Source organism: Escherichia sp. MOD1-EC6021, from assembly GCF_002965245.1.
In the GTDB taxonomy this organism is placed as follows: domain Bacteria; phylum Pseudomonadota; class Gammaproteobacteria; order Enterobacterales; family Enterobacteriaceae; genus Escherichia; species Escherichia coli_F.
This window is the reverse complement of the sequence record NZ_PTRU01000023.1, coordinates 22,029-42,385: the sequence shown is the minus strand read 5'-3', so window position 1 is coordinate 42,385 and position 20,357 is coordinate 22,029. Positions and strand designations below refer to the sequence as shown.

The window sequence follows — 20,357 nt, the reverse complement described above, 5'->3', positions numbered from 1 at the left end:
TTAAATGATGAAGAAAAATCATATTACCCGCACCATCATTGCATCTGCTGTATTATTTTCCTTTAACGCTGCAGCAGCGACGTCATATTTTGAAGCGCGTAACGATGCAATGGGTGGCACCGGGGTAGCATCTTCCCATTATGGTGTGGCACCTCTGGCAAACCCGGCTTTACTGACAAAGCACAACAGCAATGATGATTTCAGCCTTCTTCTGCCGTCTGTTGGGGCACAAGTTGCTGATCCTGATGATGTATCAAATAAAGCTGATGATGTTAAAGATGACTGGGATTTGTTTGACAGTGCTGTAGATAACCAGCATGGCGTACAACAGGCAGCGGCAAATCTTAAACATCGTCTGCAGGAATTCCGCAATATCAATGCAGATGCTCAGGTAGGTGTATCAGCTGTAGCAGCCATGGCAAATGACACTCTGCCGTTTGCCCTTATGGTCAAGTCTTACGGAACTGTCAGCGTAAACGGAAAAGTAAACGATGCAGACCTGGATTATCTGGACAAAGTTGCCAATGGAACAATTACCGACGTCGATAAGAATGCCCTGACCTCACGCGCATTCGGGCGTGCAGCTGTAATTACCGACGTCGGAATTTCATTTGCCAAAGAACTGGAAACGGCCGGACAAAAATGGTCTCTTGGCGTCACACCAAAATATCAGCGTGTGGACCTGTTTAACTACAACGTAACGGTTCGTGATTACGACAAAGACGATTTTGACGGTGACAAGTACCACAACACGAAAAACGGATTCAACGCCGATATTGGTGCTTATACAGACCTGAATGACAACTGGACTGTCGGTCTTGTTGCCCAGAACATCATTCCACGCAGTATTGATACTAAAGTCGTCAATGGCTTTAAAGAAACCTTCAAAGTTCGTCCGCAGGCAACCGCCGGTGTATCCTGGCATAATGACCTGTTTACCACTGCTCTTGACATTGATCTGACTCCTGCCAGTGGCTTCACTTCTGACAGCAAACGTCAGTTTGCAAGTGTTGGTGCTGAATTTAACGCATGGAAATGGGCGCAATTGCGTGCCGGTTATCGTCAGAACATGGCATCAAACTCCGGAAGCGCCTTCACCGCTGGCGTTGGTATCTCTCCATTTGACGTCGTACATATCGATGTTTCCGGCCTGGTAGGAACTGACCACGATTACGGTGCAATGGCACAACTTCAGTTCACTTTCTGATTACTGTCCCCGCCCCCGGCACTAAACCCGGGGGTATTTTTATATTCAGTTTAAATAACATGATGAAACCACGTTCTTCTTATTCAAAAACAGCATTCATTCTTTTATTTTCTGTTTTCCTGGTAGCTGCAGTGACAAAAGCAAAAAGCTCGCTTCCCGATATCACCCTGGAACAGGCAAAAGAAATGAATGCTGATAACACCGTTATTTTCCTTTTCCGCCATGGAGAACGTTGCGACCGTTCAGATATGCCCTGTTATTCGGATAAGAGCGGAATCACTATTACCGGTACAGAGAAAGCACAGCAGGAAGGTATTAAGTTCGCAACAATCTTCAGTGAATATGATATTTACTCCAGCAATGCGGTAAGAACCATACAAACTGCAAAATTCTTCTCCGGTAAAGAACCCGTCGTTATGGACAGTTTATCAGACTGCAATAATGATCTTTATAAGACGCTTGAATCAATCGCAAGAGAATCTCATAAAAGGAACATAGTAATAATGACACATAATCATTGTTTATCATTTCTGGCCAGAGATAGGCTCGGCAAGAAATTCAAACCGGCGTACCTTGATGCCCTGATCATGCATTACGATGGTACCCGGCTCATACTTGACGGAAAATACAACAAAGAGGCATAGAGGATATTTGAATTTACATAAATTCTGATATACTCAGTAAGATACAAGAGTGTACGGGCACATGTGCCTGTCTGAATTGCAGGTTATCCGGACGAGGGCCGGGAACTGTTTCAGGGACAAGCGCCGGTACGTTCGATTCATAAATCGTCGAGTCATCCATCATGGATCGATTCGGCGCGGAGCGTTAAAGATTACGCTCATATTCGTTTTATGTCTGACGACACATCAACCAGCCAGTATCAGGAATAATCACCTTCAGTAAACTATGAGGCTATTTACCTGGCCACACTGGCATTTATTTCCGGTAACGCAAGTATAGCCGGAAACAAACATCATCCTGTCTGTACCGGAGCACCGGTATATCCCATTCTGATTTAACTGCTCAGGAATTATTATGAACCGTATTATACCTGCGGGGTGTCTTGCCGCCCTTTTTCTGGCTGGCTGCAACTCCCCTTCTCAGCATACTCCTGTTCCGCGTAACTACGGTGCTGCCTCTGATGTGGCGGTTACCCGGCACACTCAGTACACATTATGGGACAAAGGTGTATTTTCCGGCCAACTTCCGGTTTCAACGGGGTCTCATCTTCTGACAGCTAACAGCGATCGCCTTTCCTTTGACTGGGAAGGTGATGCAATTGAATTACTGAACGAACTGGCCAGAGTCAGGGGGATGCAGTTTAACTACAATGGTGTCCGCCTGCCGTTACCAGTCAACCTTCACGTCCGGGATATGACGTTTTCCAATACGTTGAGACTTATTGAAGCCCAGACAGCCTGGAGAGCAACAATCCATCAATATCCGGGCTTGTTACAGGTCAGCTTCATGCAGCCGGAGAACCGGAAAAAATGAAAGCACTCACCTCTCTCCTTTTGCCAGTAATACTGCTTACTGGTTGTTCTTCTTCCCCTACCATCTCGCCAGGTGGTGTCAATACGCCACCACCTGACATTAATGCATGGCTTAAACCACGAAGTGAAAAGCCGGATAGTCTGTCAGAAACACGCTGGAAAATGCTGACCGACGCAGGTAAAACGCTTGGATTTCGTGGTGGCAAGGCTCAGCGTTCATGGGAGCTGATTCAGGCGCTCAACGCCCGGGAAAGCACACTTAATGCCTTATACGATTTCCGGCCACTGATTAGCCCGGAAGGCTGGCTACCACCGGTTATTGATGAAGCACAGGACGTAGCTCATATCACGCCAGATCAAATCCGGACCTCTTCCCGGGTCTGGACCATCATTCGCCCTGAACGCTTTGTCAGCAATCCACCGGGCTGGCGTGACTGGCTTCTCCGGGGGCTTTCAACAACAGCCACTCCGGGTACAGAAGGCAGCGTCGTTCCAGAAGACAGCGTGCAACGAAAAGTGTGGGAAACCGCATTACGGCAGGGATGGCAGGAAGGAAGACAAAACGCCGACCTGACGCTTGAAGCCAACCAGAAAACCCTCACCCGTGATTACCGGGGCATGATGCTGTACTCACTTCTCTGGCGTCAGGGCATGATCACCCGTCCGGATGTTTCTGATCAAATGCAAACCGTTACAGGTGACGGGAAAAAACTGGTCACTGGAGATCGTGTTCGTCGCCTTAAAAATCATGCGGAATTCAATCTTCAGAAATCTCACTGGCGTCCGCTTATAGGCACTGAAGGAGGCTCCCGATGAATATTCCTGATGAGTTTGGTCTTTTTCCGTTTCAGCGTTTCACTGCAGATGAACTACGGCATTTCTTTGTCTGGTGTGCCGCACATAAAGTCAGTGATGTGGATCTGACCGGCGGGTCACCTGTATCTGTCAGTCGCTTTGGCCGACGGGTGCGTTGTTCCAGTGCAACGTTACCAACCACACTCATGTCCTCCCTGATTGATGAACTGTTCGGTCGGGAAGTCATTCCCCGCGTTCTGGCAGGCAATCCGGTTGACAGGACGATACAGATTAACGGGGATGCATCCGGGCGCTATGGTCTTAAACGCGGAGAACGCATCCGGTTACGCTCTCACCTCATTCAGGGCACATCTGGTGCGGAGGAGAAAGCAATCTCAATAACCATGCGTGTCATCCCGACAGAAATACCGGACATTCTCTCCATGAACATTGAACCAGACCTGCTTGAAGCAATGGTCTGCAAAAGCGGTCTGGGATTTGTATGTGGTGAAACCGGGTCAGGAAAATCAACGCTGTGTTCAGCACTGTACCGTTACATTATGGACAATTTCCCCGACGCCAAAATCGTGACATATGAAGACCCGGTGGAATATATCCTGGGAAATGAAAACGATCTGCTCCCACCGCATCAGGCAGAAATCGGGCGTGATGTGGTCAGTTTTGCTGCCGGACTGCGTTCTGCTGTACGACGTAATCCCGAAATTATCGGTGTTGGTGAGATCAGGGATAACGAAACCGCCGACGCAGCGGTACAGGCAGGCAACACCGGGCATTACTGCCTGAGCACCATGCATACGAAATCTCCTGGTGAAACGCTGGCACGTCTTCTTGGGCTGTTTCCCCCTGTCATCAGGGATTCGATGGCCTGGGCTGTCCTGTCACTGTTGCAGTTCATTCTGGTTCAGGTTCTGGTCAGAACAAATGACGGTGGTCGTAAAGCCGTCCGGGAATATATCGTCATTAACGATGAGCTTCGCGACAATCTTTCCGGAATGCCGCATGCAGAGTGGGGGCATCACATTGATGCCATAATCCGGCAGGAGAAGCGCCGTATCCGGGACCAGATTCTGGAAATGTATATCCGGAATGAAGTTGACCGAAGAGAAGCGATTCTTTTTATCCCGCCAGGGGAGTTACGGTCATGAAAAGAGAAGGTTTCTGGCGATATGCAACACCGCCAGTCAACATCCAGGGCGTACCTCTGCCGTTCACCATGATTTATCTGTTTATATGCCCCTTTCCCTCCAAAACAACCTTCTGGATTTGCACCGGCATCATTTTATTTTTCGTTATTCTCGACCGTTCAGGCTGGACTGTCAGGACTATCTGTACACGCATTTTCAGCATTCTGAGAGGGGCCATCGCCTCCGGTCGTCCATGGTGGTATCGCCACCATACGGAATCACCACGAGACTGGACTGGCCTCGATTAAATTCTGGAGTCTTTATGTCAGGTAAAAAAACTATCGTTACTCTGCTCCGGGTATCGCTACTGGCATGCCCGTTACTGTTCACGACACCATCGTTTGCAATGATCGACACGCCATCCGTGAAGGTCGGCTTTTCTCCTGAAGGAAGCGCATCCGCTCTGGTGCTTGACACAATCAACAGTGCGGAAAGCTCCATCAGGATGATGGCATATTCCTTCACCGACCCGGATGTAATGCATGCGCTGGCAAAAGCGAAAAAACGCGGAGTGGACGTCCGTATTGTTGTTGATGACAAGGGGAATACGAACCGGGCAAGTCAGGAAGCGATGAAATATATCAACCTGCTGGACATTCCTCTCCGGACTGTAGATGCCTTCCCCATCCATCACGACAAAGTCATCATTGTTGACGGAAACACGGTTGAAACTGGCTCCTATAACTTCTCTCGTGCTGCTGCACGCAAGAATTCAGAGAATGTCGTTGTGCTCAAGAATATGCCGGATGTAGCCGCACAATATCTTGAACACTGGCAGGATCGCTGGAATAAGGGTACAGACTGGAAACCCTGACAAACATTTCTCCCCCGATTTTCTATCCCCCCAGCCACCCCCGGCTTCCGGCGGTGGTTTTTTTCCGTCTTTTTTCAGGAGAAGCACTCATGCCGTCTGTATCCCGCTACCGCACCTGGCTTGCCGTGCCTGCAGATGAAATAGAAGATCTCAAAAAAGCACATCCCCCGATGAACGGGCACACGCCCGTCATCTGGGACAAGGAGCACAAACTCTGGTTCGCCCGCCCGGGGGCGGACCTGTCCAGGCTGGACCGCTGGCTGCCCCGGCCACAGGACGTCTCCATGAACGGCAGTGATCCGGTCACCGAGTTTGCCCAGGTTCTGGAGAATGCCGGACTGGTTCTGAAAGAACTGCCGGTCATGGACGGGAAAATCCACCGTGTCCCGACCGCCGATGACAAAAAAGGACAAAAAAGTGGCGCATATCGCGGATTCCTGGACGGCAGACCTGCCGGCTGGTACAGGGATTATCGCAGCGCGGATGATTCGCCGATCACCTGGACCTTCTCCGGCGGAGAACAGACAGATCCCCGCGCAAGACTCCACCTGAAAGCGCATTCAATGCAACGCAGGGAGGACGCGGAGCGGGAACTGAAAGCACAGTACAACCGACAGGCCGCGTATGCCCGCCGCTATGTCAACAAATGGCCGCAGGCCACAGCACATGAATACCTGACCCGGAAAGGCATTCAGGCTGCACCGGGGGTGCGGGTAAACAACAAAAATGAACTGGTTATTCCCTTCAGTAACCGTAACGGCGCGATACGCTCTTACCAGCGTATTCCGGTCACCGGGGGGAAGGATGCCCGCATCCTGAAAGATTCAGAGAAAACCGGTAACTGGTTTGCGCTGGGCACACCGCGCAACGGTCAGCCGGTACTGTTTGCCGAGGGCTATGCCACTGCGGCCTCCCTGCACGAAGCCACGGGCCTTCCGGTACTGATGACGGTGGATGGAGGCAACATGATTGCCGTTGCCGAAAATGCCCGGCAAAAGTGGACGCAAAGCCCCTTTATCTTCTGTGCCGACAACGATCATGCAATCCGGGTTAACAAAGGTATCGTCAGTGCAACAAAAGCCGCAGAACTGACAGGAGGATCGGTCATCTTTCCTGCGTTCACCGATGCCGAAAAAGCGCAGGGGCTGACCGATTTCAATGACCTGGACGCAAGCCGGGGACGGGCCGCTTTTCAGCATGTCATCAACGCCCAGTTAGAACACATCGGGGTTTCCACCCCCAACAGTAACACCCCGGAAATCCGCGAGGCACTGGTGATCGGCAACCTCGTTTTTACACCGGTCCACACTGAGGAAAAAACCATGACTCCGACAGAATATCCTGAAACATCACCCGATACAGGGCACAGCCATGACCAGGGACCTTCTCTGCCGTCCGCCACGCAGCAGGAACAACCAGCTGCTTCCAGCAGTAACATTGCTGATGAAACACAGTCATTTACCAGTCACGCCACTGAAAATAACGGCAAAGATGAGCGGCACGCTGATAACGTTCAGGCGCAAACGGAAAGCTCTGTAGTTCAGGACTCCCCTGCAGAATCACCGGCGTCCCCGGAAAGTACAACGGCATCTGCCCCTGATGAACCCGCTCATCCGGCGGAACCTCCGGAAAAAGTTGTCTCGGTGGCCACAGATAAAGACTGGCGTGAATTTGAAGCCGAACTGTCACAACCGGAAAAAAACGAGTCACAACAGGAATCCGGCACTTCACCTGAAATACCGGCCCCTGCTGCCGCCCCCGCATCCCCTGAAGACAGTCCCTCATCTGAAACCATGAATGAATCAGCCGAGCCATCACCTTCCCCTGATGCAGTCAAAGAGGAAATGACCGTGATGACGGAGCCTGATGACAAACAAAGCACCGGAATATCCCCGGATACTCCCCGGGAAGAGGCGGTCAACCATGTAACTGAAGACATTCCCCTTCAGCCAGAGCCGTTCCTTCCTGAGTCAGATGGCCCCGAAGAATACGAAAACTACAGCGCATATCAGGAGCTGATGAACAATGAAAATCCTGAGCATCTGCAGGAAAACAGTGATATGCCGTCGCAACCGGACACAGACCACGTTCAGGCAGATGAGTCAGAACTTCAGGCCACAACAGATACTGCAGAACCGGCTGTCCGGGATGAACCCACTCCACAGCAACCTGTTCAGAGCACATCACCTTCTGATAATACTTCATCGTTTCTCGACAAAGCGCGTGGCTTTTTTACGCGTAAAAAAACGGATTCACAGGCACATGAGAACAGTGATCCCACGCCCTCACCGGAAACCACAACGACCACACCGGCACCTGACAGTATTGTCTACGCCCCGGAACGCCCTGATGCACCGATATCGCTCAATCTGGACGAAATCATTAAATCGCTGGAAGGTGAAGAACGAGCAGACAGAACCGTCCTGTACAAACTGGATGGCAAACCTGCCTTCATTGACCGGGTAAACCGGCTGGAAATGGTCAACGGTGCCAGCAATGACGATCGCAGTGTTCTGGCTGCACTTGCTGTGGCCACTGATTTCTATGGTGGTGTCATTGAGCTGACGGGCAGTGATGCCTTTAAGCAAAAAGCGATGCAGTTGATCATCGAGCACAACATCAAAGTGCGCATGAAATTCCCGGATCAGCGAGCGGCGCTCGAAAAATTACGCAAGGAAATGGCTGTCGGTAAGGATACTGTTGTCACCCATAAGCCAACACCGGAACTTAACCGGAATACCCCTGAACAACCAGCAGTCCCAGACCCTGTTCAGGAAAAAGAAGCCACACAATCCCCGGCGTCCCCAGTAGCCCCTGAAGCATCAACCGTCAGCACCGTCCCTGCATCATCACCGGCTGAACCTGGCAAAACGGCAGATGCGGCACAAGGTGAAGAACCACCAGGAAAACTTCGCCCGGGAGAGAGCGTGACTGCCGTACTGCACAATTTTGGTCGTGCGGAATATGCACCCGGCAAAGGAGAGAGTTTCTTTGTTGAGCTTAAAAACCGCAGTGGCAGCAAACTCTACTGGGGGGAGCAACTGGAAAGTCTGGTCAAAAACCATCAGAAAGGTGACGTGGTGACACTGACACTTCAGAACCGCGAACAATTCATCCTCCCGGGAGAGCAAAAAGCACGTTTCCGGAATAAGTGGTCCATGGAGTCAGTTACCAACGGGATCTCGGTATCACATGATAATCCGGATAAAGGTCAGCGTATTCAGGCGATTCCGGTCGAAACCTTTATGAAAGTGGCTGCGCAAATCAGCCAGGGGTGGCCCGAAGAGATGAAAGCGTTACGTATGCCAGAAAACGTCGGCTCACATCTGTTTATCGGTGAAGACCGACATCCGGTCTCCGCGCCACAGAACGCAAATCAGGTAACAGAAATAACCAGCGCAGCCCCTGACAAGCTGACACCTGTTCTGGGATCAGTGGATAAGGATACGCGTGAACTCAACCTGCTACTTGTCCAGAGTGCCGATGAACATCTGCAGGGTGTGGTCCGGCTGAACGGCACATTGTATCCGGCACTGGCCACCCCATCAGCCGACAACAGTCAGCTGGTTATCAATGCGCTGACCGACAAAGGTTTACGCTTTGCAGGTTATGGTGAAGCGGTAAACCACGATGCTGACAGCACGAATCGCCCCGCACCGGAGCTTATGCAGTTTCATCTGAAAACCCGGGAAGAACCGCTTTTTGCTGCTGTCTACACGCCGGAAAAACAACCTGATGCGTTGTACCGGAACCTGGGCTTCGAGCAGTCATGGCAGCAGTGGTCCAACAGCCAAAAGCCGGAGGACAGGCAGGAAAAAACTCTGCATCAGGATCTCTCCCACAGCCCCGGCCGATGAGCCGGTAAGGAAGCCATATGAACATGCATAAGTCTCTGGTTGCCGTGCTCGGCCTTATCCTGATTTCATCCACGGCAAGTGCTGCAACCTGTCGTGCGGGTAGCGCGGCACAGGCCGGTAGTAATACAGGATATGAGCGAGCACGTGCAGCTGCGGATGCATGGTCACAACGTGAAAACGATGTTTCCTCATCCCTGCAGTCCTGTCTGTCACGAATCAAAAAAATCAGCATAAACCTCCCCCAGTTCCCCAGCCTTGACGACATTCTGTCGCAGCTGGAAAACCAGGTCTGCGACGCGGTCGTGGACAAGGTGAATGAAAAGCTGCCGGGGAATATTGATCCCTGGAAGGACTACAACCTATGACCGAAAATACCGAGCCATCCTCGCCATCACATCCGGCACCTGACCCGGAAATACTGAAGAGCACAATCAGGGCTATGAAGCAGTCAGAACAGCGGGCAAATAATGTCCCTGCGCTGATAAAAGCGCTTTTATGTACGGGCACATGTCTTCTTATCAGTATTACTGGTAACGCCATTCAGTACTGGCACTCAACGAATGTGGAGCGCGAATATTTCGCTACAGACAATGGTCGTCTGGTCAGGCTGGCACCAACAAATCAGCCAGCATGGAGTCAGAATGACGCAATGGCCTTTGGCAGCCAAGCACTGGCGACCGCATTCAACCTGGATTTTGTGCACTATCGTTCACAGATTTCCTCTCTGTCTCCGCGTTTTTCTGACGAAGGTTTTGCCGGATATGTGAATGCATTACAGGCATCTAACATTCTGGAGACGATCAAGAAAGAGAAGATGAATCTGACCGCCACGACAGGCGCTGGCGTTCTGGTACGACAGGGACAAATGTCCGACGGCGTATGGTTCTGGACATTTCAGTATCCTGTCCGTATGCGTCTGGTCGGCCAGACAACCAGCAAGCCAGAACAGTCTTTTGTTTTCGAAATCACCATCCAGCGTGTTGACCCCAGACTGAAACCATCCGGTATGGAAATCCGGCAGATGATCTCCCGTAACGCCGGACCGAACTCCTGAGATAAGTAATATGCAATCACGTTATTTACTGAGCACACTGCTCCTGGTGTGCAGCGCCGCCACGTCTGCAGATAACGCAGGATGGCAGAACGCACGCACACCACAAACGACAAATTCTGCCAGCGATCACGTTCAGAACGCCTCCCAAAACACCGGAGGTGTTCCGGCAACACTGGTAAAAGGTGAGCTGCCTGCCCCCGGGCAGGCCAGCCCGCTGGTACAGGATGCGGCAAGACTTGATTCTGAGCTCTCCGCCGATGAGATTCGCTCACTACGCAGTCTCATGGCGGATAACGAGCGGGCCATCAATGCGCCCATCACCAGTGTTGTACCCCGTATCAGCTCTCTGACAGTTAATCTGTCCCCCGGTGCCAGCCTTCCTCTTGTTCGCACAGCCATGAACAACCTGAGCGTAGTGACATTTACCGATATCAACGGTTCACCATGGCCACAATCCGATCCTCCTTATAACGCGGCACCAAAACTCTTTGATGTGCAGTACAACGAGAACATGGTGACAATCACACCATTGCGGCCATGGGCATCCGGAAACATTTCTGTCTACCTGAAAGGTCTGTCGGTACCGGTCATCCTGAACGTAACCAGTGGCGAAACAGATACGCCGTCATCCAGTCAGGAAATGGACAGTCGTCTGGATCTGCGAATACCACGGCAGGGACCAACCAGCCCGGTTGTCTCCATCCCGACGGATAAAATCGCCCTGCATGACGCAACATTACAGGCATTTCTGGATGGTATTCCTCCCCGGGACCCTTCAGTTAAGAGGCTGAAATTCACAGGTAATGTCCCGGATACAACGATCTGGCAACACGGCGATGACCTTCTGGTTCGTTCCCGGGCGATATTGCGCGATGAATTTGAACAGACCTTGTCCTCTGCCGACGGAACTCATCTCTGGAAGCTTCCCGTCACCCCACTACTGACTTTCTCTGTGAATGGCCAGTCCGTTCACGTGACACCAGAACTGGAGTAATCATGAGTGCTGAACAGGATGCCGGTAAATCCGGAAAGAAACTGGCTGCCCTGCTTGGGCTGAGCAGCATCATCTTATTTGGCGGCAGCTATATCGCGTTTTCCAAACTATCAGGGAGTAACAGCGATATGCAGTCAGCCGTGAACATAAACAGTGCTGCAAGTGGCGGTACGCGCAGCGTTACCGAAACGCCTCACTATCGTGAACTGTTAAGAGCGGATAATGAACGAGGGGCTGCGGCGGCAGCCCGCAATAATCAGACGTTCATTGCCAGTCTTCCGCAGGGGCTTGATATTCCGGACACTCCGGAAAAGCAACAACAGCCTGCAGCAAAACCGGAAAACTATGCTTATCGCCAGGCTTCCGGCACACCACAGGAGGAGCTAGCAGCCAGTGAAAAGCGTATGGAACGGCTGCAAAAGCTGATTGTAAGAATAAAAGATCAGCATCCTGCCGGTAGTACACCAACCATAGCAACGACTATGTGGAATAAATCTCCGGCAGAAACAACAGGGCTGAATGGTACGCAGCAATTCGCATTACAGAATGCCAGCCTGTCCACGCCTGTAGCAGAAAAAGGGATACAACTGATACCTGCCCTGACCCGTATACCGGCATATATTGATACTGCAGTGGATTCTGATAACCCGTCATCCAAGGTTATCGCAACCATTCCCGCTGGCCCCTGGGCAGGGGCAACGCTGTTCAGTCCGGGAGTCAAACTGGTGGGTAACGGCGTGGAGATCCATTTCGACCGGATGAGCTGGAACGGCATGGACCTTAAGGTCAATGCATATGCTCAACGGGAAGACAACCTGATGTCATCCGTGGCCAGCAATGTGAATACACGCTGGTTTAAACATATCATTCTGCCGTCAGTGTTAGGAGGTGTGGGCAGTATTGGCACACTTTATAAAGATGCCAACACGCAGGTTATTCAGGGTAACTATGGCACGGTTACCGGACGCGTGGGAATGCCCAGTGGTGAAGCTGTTGCGGGCGTTATTGCCGGTGGTATGGCGGAAAGAGGAAGTCAGATATTAACCCGCCAGGCAGAAAGTGAGCCCTATAAACAGGTAGAAGTGTATCAGCATGAAGTCGTATCAATTCTGTTTGTTGACCCGGTAATGACAAACGACGCCAGGTCATCTTCCCTTTCCAGTGGCATTTCCCCTTCAGTTAATCGTACATCACAGGCGGAACAACGCTCGCAGGCACGAATGCAGACAGCCATGGAGCAAAGAAAAGCTGTGATGCAACGTCGGTATGATGAACAACCGGAGACACCATAATGAAACCTGAAACAGAAATAGATGAAACCGGCAGCTTCGGTGAACCCGAAGAGAAACCCGCCCCCTTCTGGAAACGTTCCGTCTGGGGGATATCTGTAGCAACATGGGGGCTATGTGCAGTCGTGTTGCTCGCAGCCATATGGTATCTGTTCCTGAGAGCGCCATCGGAAACAGGCATGCCTCCGTTTAATGATGCGGATGCTGGCGTACAGACCTGGCAAACCACACAAGAATCATCACCTTCCGTTCAGTCCACTGAGACTATGACTGTCCGGACAGGAGAAGATATGAGCCAGCTTGCCCGGGATGTAAAAACAGAGCTGGATAACCGCGATGAAAAAATTCAGGCAACACTGAATATGCTTCACGACAGCATTAACAAGCTGGGCGAAGCTATAAAAAAGGATGAAGAATACGCACAGGAAACACGCCGTCAGCTGGATGATATCCGGAGCCGCCTGAACGGAATAATGACACAGAAAAGCGTCACTGAATCCTCTTCCACACCGCATCCAGCAAAGAAAAAAACGTCGTCTGTACTTAACGGAATGAAAATCATGTCGATGGAAACTGGTATGGCCTGGATTCGCTGGCAGGGTAGTACCTGGGCTGTCAGAGAAGGTCAGACGCTGGGCAATGTGGTGATCCAGCGGATTGATCCGACTACCCGGACCATCATCACCAGTGCAGGGACGTTACGCTGATGAACATGGATGCCCTGACCGCCATTGAGAACTTTGCCAGCAGTATTTTCAGTGCCGGAATGGATTTCCTGTTTACCTGGGGAGAATTCATCGGGGTGATCAGCATGATTACCCTGTTTGCCCGCGCCCGTTCAGCCGGTCCGGTAAAAATGTCTCCCGGAAAATTTATTGCGGGGATGTTAACCAGCTGCATGCTCGTATCACTCCCGGCAATGATTAACGCCGGAGGCGTACAAATGGGATTCAGGGCTGACTCATTTGGCCCGATTGCATATGTACAACCTCAGACGTTTGGCGCTGCTGCTGGCGCAGCAAATGCAGTTCTGTCGCTGGCCAAGCTGGCCGGTGTTGGATTTGTAATGAACGGGATATCCATCTGGCGCAAGGCCGGACTCGATGGACATACCGCACTGAGTGCCAGTGAATCCGTCAGTAAGGGAAACGTCAAATTTATTGCCGGCGTCCTGCTGGTCTTTATCGATCGTGTCCTCAATGCCCTGCTGGCAAGCATTGGAATCGTCTTCTGATTTTTTTCACCTTCATATAAACCACTGATATATCCATTTAAGGAGAAACTATGTCACGTATTCGTGTCGTAGCGGCCCGTCTGTACGCCGCATTTATCCACGCACAACTGTTTGTAATGTCATGCCGGAGCAAACTGACTAAGTTCCTGCTGCTCATTCCCATGATGTTGCTGCCCAAAGCCGTTCTTGCCGATGGAGATCTTGCCGATATGGTTCGCAATGTCGAACAAGGTGCCAAAACAGCACAGTCATCATCACTGACTATTGCGCAGTTCATCGGCGTAATTCTGTTTCTCGGGGGCCTGATTGGGCTGAAAAAAGTTGGGAAACAAGGGGGGATGGGACTGGCTGGTTGCATTCTATCTATCGTCATTGGGGCGCTACTTGTCGCCGGACCTGAAATGATGAGTCGCAGCCAGAAACAGCTGGGGATTTCCACAATTTCCATTGGCTAATCTTGTCCAGGGCACTGGCATTTATCCGGTGCCCTTCCTGTTCGGCAATACAAGGAGGCACATATGTCTGCCTGGAGCCCGGAGCACATAACGTTACGACGAACAGAAAACGGCAATGTGATTGCCCACGACAGTCGGGACGATCAGGAATTCATTTTTGCAGAATGCTGTTCCGATGAAATCGCAAACATCATTCTGGAAGCCGTGAAACGTTACACCAGTACGGAGCCTGCTCATGCAACACAGCATTAAAGACTTGTGGTTGTATCCCTTTCCAGAAATTGATGTGGTTCATACACAGGAGCCACTGTTACCGGAACCGGAATTAACAACGCCCGGTCGATGTATCTGCTGCCGGCAAAACGTCAGGCACCGTTTCAGACTGGATGACTCATGGCCACTCAGACAGCTTACCGACACAATCAGTGACACACGAGTTCGTCTTAATAAGGCCACAGAACATCTGGATAAGTTAAAAAAGCGTGGTGAACCAGTCGCAACCGGCGAAAAGGAAAAGTACAACACGGCAGTAAAAGCCGCTGAACGGGCGCTTGAGCAGGCCCGTCTGTCTGCCAGACGTCTTTCACTCCGCCATGTACAGAAAGCTGAAATCACCAGTACAGAGCCGTTGTCAGAGAAAGAGCAGGAACTGTTTCATGAAGACGGCCCGCCTTACAGCTTATGTGCTTTCTGCCACGCCTGGCATTCACTGAATGGTTATGCCGCAGCACAGGGCGTTATGGTGTGGCTACCCGACCTTCATCCATCCACGGTCGTGGCCCTTAACCGTCGTTCATTACAGGAAGTTTTCAGTAATGATAAGTTCCGGGTCCGGCGGGGACGAGAAGCGCTCTCTGCACTGATGCAAAACAGACTGGCGGTTGAGGATAAATTCCGCAGTTTCCGCCCAGCCGATTTCGCTGACGTTTTTCGTCGCTATCCACCTTCCGGTCGTTCGCCCCTGCGTGAAAAAATGAACGGGATTGCCCTGATTCTGACACCAGATTCATTCATCAAAAAAGAATACGTTGATTGATTTTTCTTCATGCCACTCCAGCGCGGGGTGGCATTAAAAAAATCAAACTGCACAAACCTCCCTCCTGTAAGTCCGGAGTTCCCTCACCTATGAACATAAACCGTTTAATCTTCACTATCGAAGACTGTCTGAACACGCTATCCCGTTTCTCTGTCGCAAGCAGTTTTGTTGAGTATTGCGATTTACGTACTGTAATTGGTCTGGACAGACAGGATCGTGAACGTCGCCCATGGCTGAATTCGCCCTATATTGCAGCCACAAAGCGTGGAGAATATCTCTCTGTCTTTGAAGTCAGCGGTGCTTTCAGGGAAATGGATGAAGCATCCGACCAGACTGGCTCAGGTTCACTGGAATCGCTGATCACCAGCATGAGTGACAGCCTGAATACGGCATATAAAAACAGCGGTCATAAAATCAGCTGCGTTTTCGAGCGTGACCCTGAAATGGGGAAAGAGGAAATCGAAGACATGGTCGCCCCACAAAAACGCTCACTGGCTAATACAGGTATCCAGTTACAGGATGTGGTCGATGAGAAAGTCACAACACTGTCCCCATGGCTGGTCCGGGAGCGTTGCTGGCTGGCGATCTGGAGTGGACCCGACCTTATCAGCAACAGCGATCGCACTGCCCATGATGAGCTTGTCAGAAGACTGGCTGAACGGGTACCGAAAGCACGCTTTGCCCAGTCCCCCTGGCAGTGGACCTTATCTGCACTGAAAATCCGCCACGAAGCTTTTCTTGATAATGTGGAACAGGCACTGAGACATTCATCTGATGGCCTGATTCTCCGGCTTCTGGATATACACGAAGTCGGGCGTGAAATACGTCGTCAGACAGAACGGTACAGCACACCGCGTAACTGGCAACCCCACCTGCCTGAAGATGCCCAGCCAGCAGGATATCGCTGGACTGACGATGAATCCGTACTACATGCTCCTTCATTGCATTTGCAGTTATTCAACACGCAGGTGACCACACAGGGCAACCTGGTTCAGGCGGGCGGACTCTGGCACGGAATGGTATCGATTACTTTACCTCCGCAAAATCTGCAGACGTTTAACGAACTGGTCCGTGCCGTCCCCCGCGCAGTCCCCTGGCGCATCAGAATGGATCTGATGCCCGGCGGGATGAAGGCTCTTAATCTGAAGAAAACGCTTCTGACTTACAGCAGCTTCATTTCTGCCGTTCGTCCAATGTATGAATCCGTTATGACCCTGGCGGCAACGGATGAAAAAGAACCTGTCTGCATAATGACCATCATGGCCTCCACGTGGGGAAAAACACGTGAAATATGCGCACGAAACCAGGCCATTCTGAAATCAGCCATTGAAGGCTGGGGCGTATGTGGCACCACGACAACATTTGGCGATCCCCGACGCGCCTGGGTGAATACCATTCTCGCGGCATCCGGAGGCTCCGGCCCGGTTCCCCTGTATCCCCCGTTGTCACATGCCATCTCGCTTTTCCCGCTTAACAGGGCAGGCTCTGTCTGGCGAGGCAAAGGGAATCTGATGTTACATACAGAAGACGGTTCCGCATTTGAGGTTGGTCTGGCGTCATCCCAACAAAATAAACATACAGAACTGGCACCAGGCGATCCGGGACTGGGTAAATCAGTTCTGATTAATACGTTGTCGGAAATACAGATATCATCTGCTCAGAAAAACCTGCCCTTCATTGCCTATATCGATAAGGGATACAGTGCTCAGGGACTGGTTCAGCTTATTCGCGACAGTCTTCCTCAGGAAAGAAAAGACGAAGCTGTCGGTATTATTCTGAGCAATGATCCGGACTACACCCGTAACCTTTTTGACGTGATGTACGGCGCTAAAAAGCCTATTACGCCGGAAAAGAATTTCATGTCATCGGTGCTGTGTGCTCTCTGTGTCGATACCGGTACCGGTCAACCCTGTAACCCCGGAGACACCCGACAAATTATCAACCAGCTTATCGAGCTGGCTTTTAAAGAGTACGGTGAAAATAATCCGCGACTTTATCGCGCCTCAACGGAAGAACTGGTGGATTCAGCACTGCAGGACTCGGGACTGTATGAAAAACATGATGCAGCCTGGTGGGCCAGATCAACCTGGTTTGAAGTCCGGGATATGCTCCACAATGCCGGGTATATCATGGCGGCTCAGCGGGCACATTATCAGGCAATGCCCCAGCTTCCCGAAGTGTCCTCGATGCTGGGCCATACCAGTCTCAGGGATGTTTTCGGTACTGTTCAGCGTGATGGTTCAAACGAGCTTCTGCTGGACTACATCCGCCGCGCCCTGGAGCAGGGACATAACGACTACCCCATGATATCCGGGTATACCCGGTTTATGATCAACCCGGAAACCCGGGTCATCGCTGTCGATCTGAATAATGTTGCCGGTGACAAAACGCCTGCAGGCAGGCTTAAAACCGGCATCATGTACCTGCTTGCAGGTCAGATCGCCGGTGGTGACTTCACCCTGCCACAATACAGGGATGAAGTGTTAAAGCAGCTTCCACGGGAATACCATGAAATCGCTCTTAAACGTATTAACCAACTTGATCAGGAGGTTAAGACAAAAGTTTATGATGAACTGCATAACGCCCGGGGCATTGACTTCATCTGGGAAAATCTGGATACCCAAGAGCGTGAGCAACGCAAGTTTGCTATCCGCACGGTTCTGAGTACGCAGTATCTGAGGGACTACCCGGAAAGCGTTCTTAAGTCAGCAAATACTCTCTGGTTACTGCGCTACAAACCCGAAGATATCCCCGTACTGAGGGATAACTTCAACGTTCCTGAATTTATGCTGAAACGCTTCCTGAAAATGCCGGAAGGCCCGGCACCAGATGGTAGTGGTGTTCCTGTTCTGGGAGTATTCAGGGTAAAAAGTGGCACGCTTGCGAGAATACTCAAATTTACCGTCGGTCCACTGGAGCTATGGGCGCTGAACTCATCGCCAAAAGACAGTGCCCTGCGTAAAACACTGACAAATAAGTTAGGTTCAGTTCGAGCACGTAAGATTCTGGCCGAAAACTTCCCCAGAGGTTCTGCAACGTCATTAATTGAGCACCGGGCGGGCCAACATAACAGTGACAATGTTATTGAAGAACTGGCCTCGGAGCTCATCCGAAAACAGGGATACAATCTCTGATGTGTACAATTCATATCACCCCACGCTGCCGGAGACCTGCCAGAGGGCAGGTATTTCTTAAAAAACTTGAGGTAAAAGGTGACAGTTTCTCATTCACTCTGCCGTCACGTGTCTTCAGGTTACATCCGGCCCCCAATCCCAGAGTGATATACGCCTCGGATGCCAGAACACAGGGAAAGGTTACAGGCATGCGGTTGTTGTTGCCGTCCAGCACAGATGAGCTGATAACAACGGCAATATGGCAGGTTTCTGTCCCGGATGAAGCACCATTCGACGTTCAGCATGTCATCCAGTGGATACTCCCTTCACCGCTGGCTTCGCTGATGTCCGATGATACCTGGTTATGGCCATCCGTTCCCGGAACGCCGGCACTGAGTGCCGGTGACTGGCCTGTTATGGATACTGACCCTTCCACCTTACGGCGCGTCAGACGTCGTTCTTTCAGCATCATCGATAACCGGAACAGGAAAGGTTATATCACCAGGCGATATCAGTGTTTCCCACTGGCCCCACTACCTGAAGACAGAAAATACGACAGCCTTCCTGACCTTGTGCTCCATCCCGAGCAGGAGACAATAAAATGCAAAGAAAAACATTACTCGCAGCCCTTATAGCCACCCTGAGTGGAACGGCATGCCAGGCTCATGCTTATTCAGTCACCGTCGTCGCCAGCCGGCCTGTTGAAGAGCAGGTCATCCCCAGAATGGAAGCCATCAAAGATGTCCTTGGCAACATACTGAGTACCCAGACAGCCACGGGTACCGCTATCAATCAGAACTCTGAAAAGCTGGCAAGTGTCATTGCCCAGAACGGACAGGCGACACGTCAGCAGATGATTTTCAGTAATGAAACTCAGCGCCTCGAGGAGGCACGGAAAAGCTTCACCGTGCCAGACTCCATCTGCAGTGAATCCGCATCAGGGATTGCAACAGAAAGCAAAAGTGCCTCAGCATCCGCAGCCTCAAAACTCAGTAAAGGTGGCGGTGTGAGCAACCGTAGCATCCGCGACCGTCTGGCCAGCGCAGCAAACTCTCCCGTGCGGGAAGCTTATGATGGCGCGGCCATACACGCCAGTTACTGTACAGAAGCAGAATATGCACGTTTTGGAGGAACCGCCGTTTGTCCTTCTGTGGGCGAAATACCAGGTGGAGACAGTCAGGTACGCTCGATTTACCACGGCGCAGGTACAGCGGACACACCTGCGGCACTGACATGGGATCAGAAGCAAATAGATGCAGCGACTGCTTACATGAAAAACACTTCCCGCCCCTCTGCCGGTCGTGCTCTGGGTAAAGGAGAAGTGAATACCCAGAGTGGGCGAACCTACGTCGGACTCCAGAACGAATACAACGGCATCATTGATTCTGCGTCGAATCCCCAACTGACGCTGATTGCTGACAGCACGCCTAATGAAAGCACACGTAAAGCACTGGCTGAAACACTGCAGTCAGACTCAGCGGCCGCTTACTTCGACCAGGTGGCTTCACCAGAAGCAAAAGCACGGGGATATATGAGTACCCGTGAGTTTGAAGCTTTTGAGGCTGGCCGGCGCTACGCCAACACAGCATACCTGGTGGATTTACAGGAAATGCAGGGGGATAACCTGCTCCGTGAACTGGTAAGAATCACTGCGCAAATGAACTGGCAACTGAACGATCTGAAAGAACAGATCCGCCAAGGTAATGTTATCTCTGGCCAGCAACTGGCTCTGACTGCCCGCCAGTATTATGAAAAACAACTCGGTAGCCTTGAGAAAACAATCAATCAGGCAAACGCACGTTGAAAGC

20 protein-coding genes are annotated in these 20,357 nt (G+C 51.3%); all 20 read left to right on the top strand.

From position 1 onward, the window contains the following. Window positions 1-4: 4 nt before the first annotated feature. The 20 genes from BEB54_RS21200 (at window position 5) to traW (ending at window position 20,353) form a co-directional block, all read left to right on the top strand. Window positions 5-1,207, top strand: a complete 1,203-nt coding sequence (locus BEB54_RS21200) for a conjugal transfer protein TraF (protein WP_000976351.1) — start codon at window positions 5-7, stop codon at window positions 1,205-1,207. 59 nt (window positions 1,208-1,266) lie between these two features. Next, window positions 1,267-1,851, top strand: a complete 585-nt coding sequence (locus BEB54_RS21195; RefSeq protein ID WP_000977525.1) for a histidine phosphatase family protein — start codon at window positions 1,267-1,269, stop codon at window positions 1,849-1,851. A 394-nt stretch (window positions 1,852-2,245) separates the two neighbouring features. Continuing rightward, window positions 2,246-2,704 carry an IncI1-type conjugal transfer lipoprotein TraH gene (gene traH / locus BEB54_RS21190; protein ID WP_001079808.1) on the top strand — a complete coding sequence of 153 codons (459 nt, stop codon included), beginning with the start codon at window positions 2,246-2,248 and terminating at the stop codon, window positions 2,702-2,704. Beyond that, window positions 2,701-3,519, top strand: a complete 819-nt coding sequence (gene traI, locus BEB54_RS21185; RefSeq protein WP_000646098.1) for an IncI1-type conjugal transfer lipoprotein TraI — start codon at window positions 2,701-2,703, stop codon at window positions 3,517-3,519. The genes traH and traI overlap by 4 nt, the downstream gene beginning before the upstream one ends. Then, complete coding sequence (gene traJ / locus BEB54_RS21180) at window positions 3,516-4,664, top strand: plasmid transfer ATPase TraJ (RefSeq protein WP_001024972.1); 1,149 nt, start codon at window positions 3,516-3,518, stop codon at window positions 4,662-4,664. The genes traI and traJ overlap by 4 nt, the downstream gene beginning before the upstream one ends. Next, window positions 4,661-4,951, top strand: coding sequence for a hypothetical protein (locus BEB54_RS21175; RefSeq protein WP_001299214.1), 291 nt, complete (start codon window positions 4,661-4,663; stop codon window positions 4,949-4,951). Before traJ ends, BEB54_RS21175 begins: the two co-directional genes overlap by 4 nt. Before the next feature lie 14 nt (window positions 4,952-4,965). Further along, window positions 4,966-5,517 (top strand): phospholipase D family nuclease, encoded by a 552-nt coding sequence (locus BEB54_RS21170; RefSeq protein WP_000014583.1) that lies wholly within the window; start codon window positions 4,966-4,968, stop codon window positions 5,515-5,517. A gap of 89 nt (window positions 5,518-5,606) precedes the next feature. After that, window positions 5,607-9,374: an LPD7 domain-containing protein gene (locus BEB54_RS21165; protein WP_096976533.1), complete on the top strand. Its 3,768-nt coding sequence runs from the start codon at window positions 5,607-5,609 to the stop codon at window positions 9,372-9,374. A 17-nt stretch (window positions 9,375-9,391) separates the two neighbouring features. Further along, window positions 9,392-9,739, top strand: a complete 348-nt coding sequence (locus BEB54_RS21160; RefSeq protein WP_001055900.1) for a conjugal transfer protein — start codon at window positions 9,392-9,394, stop codon at window positions 9,737-9,739. Further along, a complete protein-coding gene (locus tag BEB54_RS21155) occupies window positions 9,736-10,428 on the top strand; it encodes a DotI/IcmL family type IV secretion protein (RefSeq protein WP_000138550.1) in 693 nt (230 codons plus the stop codon). The genes BEB54_RS21160 and BEB54_RS21155 overlap by 4 nt, the downstream gene beginning before the upstream one ends. Before the next feature lie 10 nt (window positions 10,429-10,438). Next, on the top strand, window positions 10,439-11,422 hold the full coding sequence (traN, locus tag BEB54_RS21150) for an IncI1-type conjugal transfer protein TraN (RefSeq protein ID WP_001191877.1): 984 nt from the start codon (window positions 10,439-10,441) through the stop codon (window positions 11,420-11,422). Window positions 11,423-11,424: 2 nt separating this feature from the next. After that, window positions 11,425-12,714 (top strand): conjugal transfer protein TraO, encoded by a 1,290-nt coding sequence (gene traO / locus BEB54_RS21145; protein ID WP_096976531.1) that lies wholly within the window; start codon window positions 11,425-11,427, stop codon window positions 12,712-12,714. After that, on the top strand, window positions 12,714-13,418 hold the full coding sequence (gene traP / locus BEB54_RS21140; RefSeq protein WP_000801920.1) for an IncI1-type conjugal transfer protein TraP: 705 nt from the start codon (window positions 12,714-12,716) through the stop codon (window positions 13,416-13,418). The genes traO and traP overlap by 1 nt, the downstream gene beginning before the upstream one ends. Continuing rightward, complete coding sequence (gene traQ, locus BEB54_RS21135) at window positions 13,418-13,945, top strand: conjugal transfer protein TraQ (protein WP_001055569.1); 528 nt, start codon at window positions 13,418-13,420, stop codon at window positions 13,943-13,945. Before traP ends, traQ begins: the two co-directional genes overlap by 1 nt. A 50-nt stretch (window positions 13,946-13,995) precedes the next feature. Further along, a complete protein-coding gene (traR, locus tag BEB54_RS21130) occupies window positions 13,996-14,400 on the top strand; it encodes an IncI1-type conjugal transfer protein TraR (protein WP_021497835.1) in 405 nt (134 codons plus the stop codon). Window positions 14,401-14,463: 63 nt separating this feature from the next. Then, window positions 14,464-14,652, top strand: coding sequence for a putative conjugal transfer protein TraS (traS, locus tag BEB54_RS21125; protein WP_001277255.1), 189 nt, complete (start codon window positions 14,464-14,466; stop codon window positions 14,650-14,652). After that, window positions 14,636-15,436 (top strand): IncI1-type conjugal transfer protein TraT, encoded by an 801-nt coding sequence (gene traT / locus BEB54_RS21120; RefSeq protein ID WP_001493813.1) that lies wholly within the window; start codon window positions 14,636-14,638, stop codon window positions 15,434-15,436. Before traS ends, traT begins: the two co-directional genes overlap by 17 nt. Before the next feature lie 89 nt (window positions 15,437-15,525). After that, complete coding sequence (traU, locus tag BEB54_RS21115; RefSeq protein WP_001024789.1) at window positions 15,526-18,570, top strand: IncI1-type conjugal transfer protein TraU; 3,045 nt, start codon at window positions 15,526-15,528, stop codon at window positions 18,568-18,570. Next, window positions 18,570-19,184: an IncI1-type conjugal transfer protein TraV gene (traV, locus tag BEB54_RS21110; protein ID WP_000337399.1), complete on the top strand. Its 615-nt coding sequence runs from the start codon at window positions 18,570-18,572 to the stop codon at window positions 19,182-19,184. The genes traU and traV overlap by 1 nt, the downstream gene beginning before the upstream one ends. After that, on the top strand, window positions 19,151-20,353 hold the full coding sequence (gene traW / locus BEB54_RS21105; RefSeq protein WP_001189160.1) for an IncI1-type conjugal transfer protein TraW: 1,203 nt from the start codon (window positions 19,151-19,153) through the stop codon (window positions 20,351-20,353). Before traV ends, traW begins: the two co-directional genes overlap by 34 nt. The last annotated feature ends 4 nt before the right edge of the window (window positions 20,354-20,357 follow it).

Bases quoted from the DNA above. Each gene is read 5' to 3' on its own strand.
- traS (WP_001277255.1), top strand. From the start codon at position 14,464: ATGTCTGCCTGGAGCCCGGAGCACATAACGTTACGACGAACAGAAAAC.
- traT (WP_001493813.1), top strand. From the start codon at position 14,636: ATGCAACACAGCATTAAAGACTTGTGGTTGTATCCCTTTCCAGAAATT.
- traR (WP_021497835.1), top strand. From the start codon at position 13,996: ATGTCACGTATTCGTGTCGTAGCGGCCCGTCTGTACGCCGCATTTATC.
- BEB54_RS21160 (WP_001055900.1), top strand. From the start codon at position 9,392: ATGAACATGCATAAGTCTCTGGTTGCCGTGCTCGGCCTTATCCTGATT.
- BEB54_RS21200 (WP_000976351.1), top strand. From the start codon at position 5: ATGATGAAGAAAAATCATATTACCCGCACCATCATTGCATCTGCTGTA.
- traP (WP_000801920.1), top strand. From the start codon at position 12,714: ATGAAACCTGAAACAGAAATAGATGAAACCGGCAGCTTCGGTGAACCC.
- BEB54_RS21195 (WP_000977525.1), top strand. From the start codon at position 1,267: ATGATGAAACCACGTTCTTCTTATTCAAAAACAGCATTCATTCTTTTA.
- traI (WP_000646098.1), top strand. From the start codon at position 2,701: ATGAAAGCACTCACCTCTCTCCTTTTGCCAGTAATACTGCTTACTGGT.
- traH (WP_001079808.1), top strand. From the start codon at position 2,246: ATGAACCGTATTATACCTGCGGGGTGTCTTGCCGCCCTTTTTCTGGCT.
- traN (WP_001191877.1), top strand. From the start codon at position 10,439: ATGCAATCACGTTATTTACTGAGCACACTGCTCCTGGTGTGCAGCGCC.
- traO (WP_096976531.1), top strand. From the start codon at position 11,425: ATGAGTGCTGAACAGGATGCCGGTAAATCCGGAAAGAAACTGGCTGCC.
- traW (WP_001189160.1), top strand. From the start codon at position 19,151: ATGCAAAGAAAAACATTACTCGCAGCCCTTATAGCCACCCTGAGTGGA.
- BEB54_RS21175 (WP_001299214.1), top strand. From the start codon at position 4,661: ATGAAAAGAGAAGGTTTCTGGCGATATGCAACACCGCCAGTCAACATC.
- BEB54_RS21155 (WP_000138550.1), top strand. From the start codon at position 9,736: ATGACCGAAAATACCGAGCCATCCTCGCCATCACATCCGGCACCTGAC.
- traJ (WP_001024972.1), top strand. From the start codon at position 3,516: ATGAATATTCCTGATGAGTTTGGTCTTTTTCCGTTTCAGCGTTTCACT.
- BEB54_RS21170 (WP_000014583.1), top strand. From the start codon at position 4,966: ATGTCAGGTAAAAAAACTATCGTTACTCTGCTCCGGGTATCGCTACTG.
- BEB54_RS21165 (WP_096976533.1), top strand. From the start codon at position 5,607: ATGCCGTCTGTATCCCGCTACCGCACCTGGCTTGCCGTGCCTGCAGAT.
- traV (WP_000337399.1), top strand. From the start codon at position 18,570: ATGTGTACAATTCATATCACCCCACGCTGCCGGAGACCTGCCAGAGGG.
- traQ (WP_001055569.1), top strand. From the start codon at position 13,418: ATGAACATGGATGCCCTGACCGCCATTGAGAACTTTGCCAGCAGTATT.
- traU (WP_001024789.1), top strand. From the start codon at position 15,526: ATGAACATAAACCGTTTAATCTTCACTATCGAAGACTGTCTGAACACG.